Consider the following 4,416-nt stretch of genomic DNA (forward strand, 5'->3'; position numbering starts at 1 on the left):
GGATGACCGACGTCACCCCCCCCGGACCGGACAGCCTGGAGGCGCGGCCCACCCGCGCCTCCCGGCCGACCTCCCCGAAGGGGTCGGCTCCCGACCCCACCGGCCGCACCACGCGCTCGTCGCGCGGGGGCGGGCCGGGTCGGCGGCGCAGCGCCGAGTCGCGGCGCCGCGTCGTCGCCCTGACGATGCTCGCGCCGGCGCTGCTCGGACTCGTCGTCTTCTTCGCCTACCCCCTCGTCGCGTCGATCGTCTACTCGTTCACGCGGTACAACCAGCTGCAGGAGCCGCAGTTCGTCGGGCTGCTCAACTACCGGTTCCTGTTCACGCAGGACCCGCAGATCGGGGCCGCGGTCGTCAACACGATCTGGTTCGTGGTGATCCTCGTGCCGGTGCGGATCGTGTGCGCGCTGCTCGTCGCCGGGCTGCTCAGCCGGGCGAAGGCCGCGACGGGGTTCTGGCGGACGCTCTTCTACCTGCCCGCCCTCGTGCCGCCGGTGGCGAGCGTCGTCGCGTTCGTGTTCCTGTTCAACCCGGGCACCGGGCCGGTGAACCAGATCCTGCGGGTCTTCGGCATCGACGGTCCGCTGTGGTTCAACGACCCGGCGTGGTCGAAGCCGTCGCTCGTGATCATGGGCGTCTGGGTCATGGGCGACATCATGATCATCTTCCTCGCGGCGCTGCTCGACGTCCCTCGTGACCTGTACGAGGCCGCGTCGCTGGACGGCGCCAACGGCCCCCAGCAGGTGCGGCACATCACGCTGCCGACGATCGCGCCGGTGATCGGGTTCGCGGTCGTCACGGGGGTGATCGCGGCGCTGCAGTACTTCACCGAGGCGGCGGTCGCCTCGGGCGTCGCCTCCGGCAAGGCCACGATCGGCGGCGGGACGGCGGCGCAGCTCGGGTACCCGGGCACGTCGCTGCTGACCTACACCGAGCTGCTGTACCAGCACGGGTTCGCGAACTTCCAGTTCGGCTACGCCTCCGCGATGGCCGTGGTGCTGTTCGTGATCACCGCGATCGTCCTCGTGTTCACGATGCGCCGCATCTCCGTGTTCCGACCCGAGGAGTCCTGATGACCGCCGTGTCCCAGTCCCCGCTCGCCCGGGCTCCCCGCGGAGCAGCCCCCGGCGGTACCGCGCCCAGCACCGCCCGTGGCCCGCGCCGGAGCCTGCTCGTGTGGATCGCCGAGCACGCCGCGCTCGTCGCCCTCGGGGTGATCACGATCGCCCCGATCGTGTTCGTCGTGCTGACCTCGCTCATGTCGAGCAACCAGGCCCTGACGGCGTCGATCATCCCGAAGCCGCTCGACTTCGCGAACTACGGCCGGGTGTTCACCGAGCTGCCCCTCGCGCAGTGGTTCGGCAACTCGGCGCTGTACGCCGTGCTCGCCACCGCGTTCATGCTCGTCAGCTCGGTCCCGGCCGCGTACGCCCTCGCGCAGATCCGGTTCCGCGGTGCGAACGCCATCTTCACGATCATCATCGTGGCGATGCTCCTGCCCCCGCAGGTCACCGCCGTGCCCGTCTACGTCATGTGGTCCGAGCTGCACCTCACCGGGACGCTGTGGCCGCTGATCCTGCCGAACCTGCTCGGCGACGCGTTCAGCATCTTCCTGCTCCGCCAGTTCTTCCTGACGATCCCGAAGGAGTACGGGGACGCCGCGCGCATGGACGGCTGCAGCGAGTGGGGCGTGCTCGCCCGGGTCGTCGTGCCGATGGCACGGCCGGGCATCGCGTCGGCGGCGATCTTCATGTTCTTCCACTCCTGGAACGACTACTACGGACCGTTGCTCTACGCGTCCGAGAACCAGGCCGCCTGGCCGGTGGCGTACGGCCTCGCCACCTTCCGCGGGCAGCACGGCACCGACTGGTCGATGACGATGGCGATGACCGTCGTCGTCATGGTCCCGGTCGTCGTCATCTTCTTCTTCGCACAGAAGGCATTCGTCGAGGGCATCGCGCTCACCGGCGTGAAGGGATAGCACCACAGTGAAACTCACGGTCATCGGTGGCGGATCCACCTACACCCCCGAACTCGTGGACGGCTTCGCCCGGCTCCGCGACCAGCTGCCGATCGACGAGCTCTGGCTCGTCGACCCCGACCCCGAGCGCCGGCGTCTCGTCGGCGGGGTCGCACAGCGCATGTTCGCGCACGCCGGGCACCCGGGCACCGTCCACGTCACGGACGACGTGGTCGCCGGGGTGTCGGACGCCGATGCCGTCATGTTCCAGCTCCGCATCGGCGGACAGGCGGCACGACAGCAGGACGAGACCTGGCCGCACGACGCGTGCTGCATCGGGCAGGAGACCACGGGGCCCGGTGGGTTCGCCAAGGCACTCCGGACCGTGCCCGTCGTCCTCGAGTACGCCGAGCTGGTTCGGAAGCACGCCAAGCCCGACGCCTGGATCGTGGACTTCACGAACCCCGTCGGCATCGTCACCCGTGCGCTGCTCGGAGCGGGGCACCGCGCGGTCGGGCTCTGCAACGTCGCGATCGGGTTCCAGCGCCGGTTCGCCCGCGAGTTCGACGTCGCTCCCGAGGCGGTCCGGCTCGACCACGTCGGTCTCAACCACCTGACGTGGGAGCGCGGGGTACACGTCCGGTCCGCCGACGGAACGGAGCGCGACGTCCTGCCCGAGCTGCTCGCCGCCGACACCGGGGCCCTCGACCGGATGGCGGAGAGCGTGCACATGCCCGCCGACCTCATCCGATTGCAGCACGCCGTGCCCTCGTACTACCTCCGCTACTTCTACGCCCACGACGTCGTGCTCGAGGAACAGCTCCACGAGCGCACCCGCGCCGAGGCCGTGATGGACACCGAGCGGGCGCTGCTCGCGAAGTACGCCGACGAGGCCGTCGTGACCAAGCCCGCCGAACTCGAGCAGCGCGGCGGGGCGTACTACTCCGAGGCCGCGATCGACGTGCTCTCCTCAATCCTCGGCGACCGCGGCGACGTGCAGGTCCTCAACGTGCGGAACGACGGCACCTTCCCGTTCCTCCCCGACGACCACGTCATCGAGGTCCCCGCACGCGTCACCCGACAGGCGATCACCCCGCTGCCGGTGGAGCCCCTCGCGCCGGACATGGTCGGGCTCGTGTCGCACGTCGCCGGCTACGAGCGCCTCGCGCTGGAGGCGGCGGTGCACGGCGGACGCGACCGGGTGCTCCGTGCGATGTGGGCGCACCCGCTCGTCGGGCAGGTCGACAAGGCCGAGCGCCTGACCGACCTGCTGCTCGCCGCCAACGCCGACCTCATCCCGTGGGCCGGCGGCACCGCTGCGGGCAGCGGCGGGGCGCACGGCGGTGCGCTCGCGGGGGCACGGTGACGACCGCGGACGGCGTGGTCCGCACGCCGACCGGTTCCGGGTACGGACCGGACGACGTCGTGCTCGCTGTGGACGGCGGCGGCAGCAAGACCGACGTCGTCGCGATCGGTCTCGACGGCTCGCTCGTCGCCCACGCGCGTGGTCCGGGGACGAACCCGCAGACCCGCGGCTGGGCTGCGGTGCAGCCGGTCCTCGACGAGATCCGTGCTCGGGTGCTCGACGAGATCGGCACGCGTGCGGTCCGGACCACCCACGTCTACCTCGCCGGGCTCGACCTGCACGACGAACTCGTCGCGGCCGAGGCGGCGCTCGCCCACTGGTCGGAGGACGGCGGCGCGCCCGACGTCCTCGACAACGACCTGTTCGCCCTGCTCCGGGCCGGGACGCTCTCGCCGGACGCGGCGGCGCTCGTGTGCGGCACGGGCATCAACGCCCTCGCGGTCCGGGCCGACGGCGCGACGATCCGCTACCCGGCGATCGGCGACGTCTCGGGCGACTGGGGTGGCGGCGCCTACCTCGGCAACCGTGCGCTCTGGCACGCTGCCCGAGCCGACGACGGCCGTGGCCCGGCGACCGCCCTCGTCGACGCGGTCCCGCGGTCGCTGGGGTTCCGGTCCGTCCGCGAGGTCACCGAGGCCCTCCACTTCGGACGCCTCGACCCCGGTGCCGTCGGTCGGCTCTGCCCGGTGCTGTTCGACGTGGCCGGGGCCGGGGACGCGGTCGCCCGTTCGGTGGTCGAGCGCCAAGCGGAGGAGATCGTCCTCATGGCCTCGGTCGCCCTCGAACGGCTCGGCCTCGGCGGCGCGGGCTCCCCGGTGCCGATCGTGCTCGGTGGCGGGGTCCTCGCGGCACGACACCCGCTCCTCGTCGAGCCGGTCGTCGCCGGGTTCGCGGCGCGTGTGCCCGGTGCGGTACCGACGTGGGTCACCGCTCCCCCGGTCCTCGGCGCGGGGCTCGCGGCGCTCGAGTCGGTCGGGGCCGGGCCGGACGCGCTGGACCGGTACCGCGCAGCGGTCCTGGGGCGCGAGTTCGCTTCGACGGCCGCCCCGATCGCCTGACGCACCACACGACGGACGGGAGGCCCGAGGCG

Annotated in this window: 4 protein-coding genes; all 4 read left to right on the forward strand. The window is 72.1% G+C overall.

Annotation, left to right across the window (positions count from 1 at the left end; all coding sequences use genetic code 11):
- Nucleotides 1-2 precede the first annotated feature (2 nt).
- The 4 genes from ACSW7Y_RS16395 to ACSW7Y_RS16410 are packed head-to-tail and all read left to right on the forward strand — an operon-like array spanning nucleotide 3 to nucleotide 4,384.
- Nucleotides 3-1,073, forward strand: a complete 1,071-nt coding sequence (locus tag ACSW7Y_RS16395) for a carbohydrate ABC transporter permease (protein WP_438127304.1) — start codon at nucleotides 3-5, stop codon at nucleotides 1,071-1,073.
- Nucleotides 1,073-1,981 (forward strand): carbohydrate ABC transporter permease, encoded by a 909-nt coding sequence (locus ACSW7Y_RS16400; protein ID WP_438127305.1) that lies wholly within the window; start codon nucleotides 1,073-1,075, stop codon nucleotides 1,979-1,981. Before ACSW7Y_RS16395 ends, ACSW7Y_RS16400 begins: the two co-directional genes overlap by 1 nt.
- 7 nt (nucleotides 1,982-1,988) lie before the next feature.
- On the forward strand, nucleotides 1,989-3,326 hold the full coding sequence (locus tag ACSW7Y_RS16405) for a 6-phospho-beta-glucosidase (RefSeq protein WP_438127306.1): 1,338 nt from the start codon (nucleotides 1,989-1,991) through the stop codon (nucleotides 3,324-3,326).
- Nucleotides 3,323-4,384, forward strand: coding sequence for an N-acetylglucosamine kinase (locus ACSW7Y_RS16410; RefSeq protein ID WP_438127307.1), 1,062 nt, complete (start codon nucleotides 3,323-3,325; stop codon nucleotides 4,382-4,384). Before ACSW7Y_RS16405 ends, ACSW7Y_RS16410 begins: the two co-directional genes overlap by 4 nt.
- Nucleotides 4,385-4,416 lie beyond the last annotated feature (32 nt).

Origin of the sequence: Curtobacterium flaccumfaciens (assembly GCF_051548005.1) — a bacterium.
Lineage (GTDB): Bacteria > Actinomycetota > Actinomycetes > Actinomycetales > Microbacteriaceae > Curtobacterium.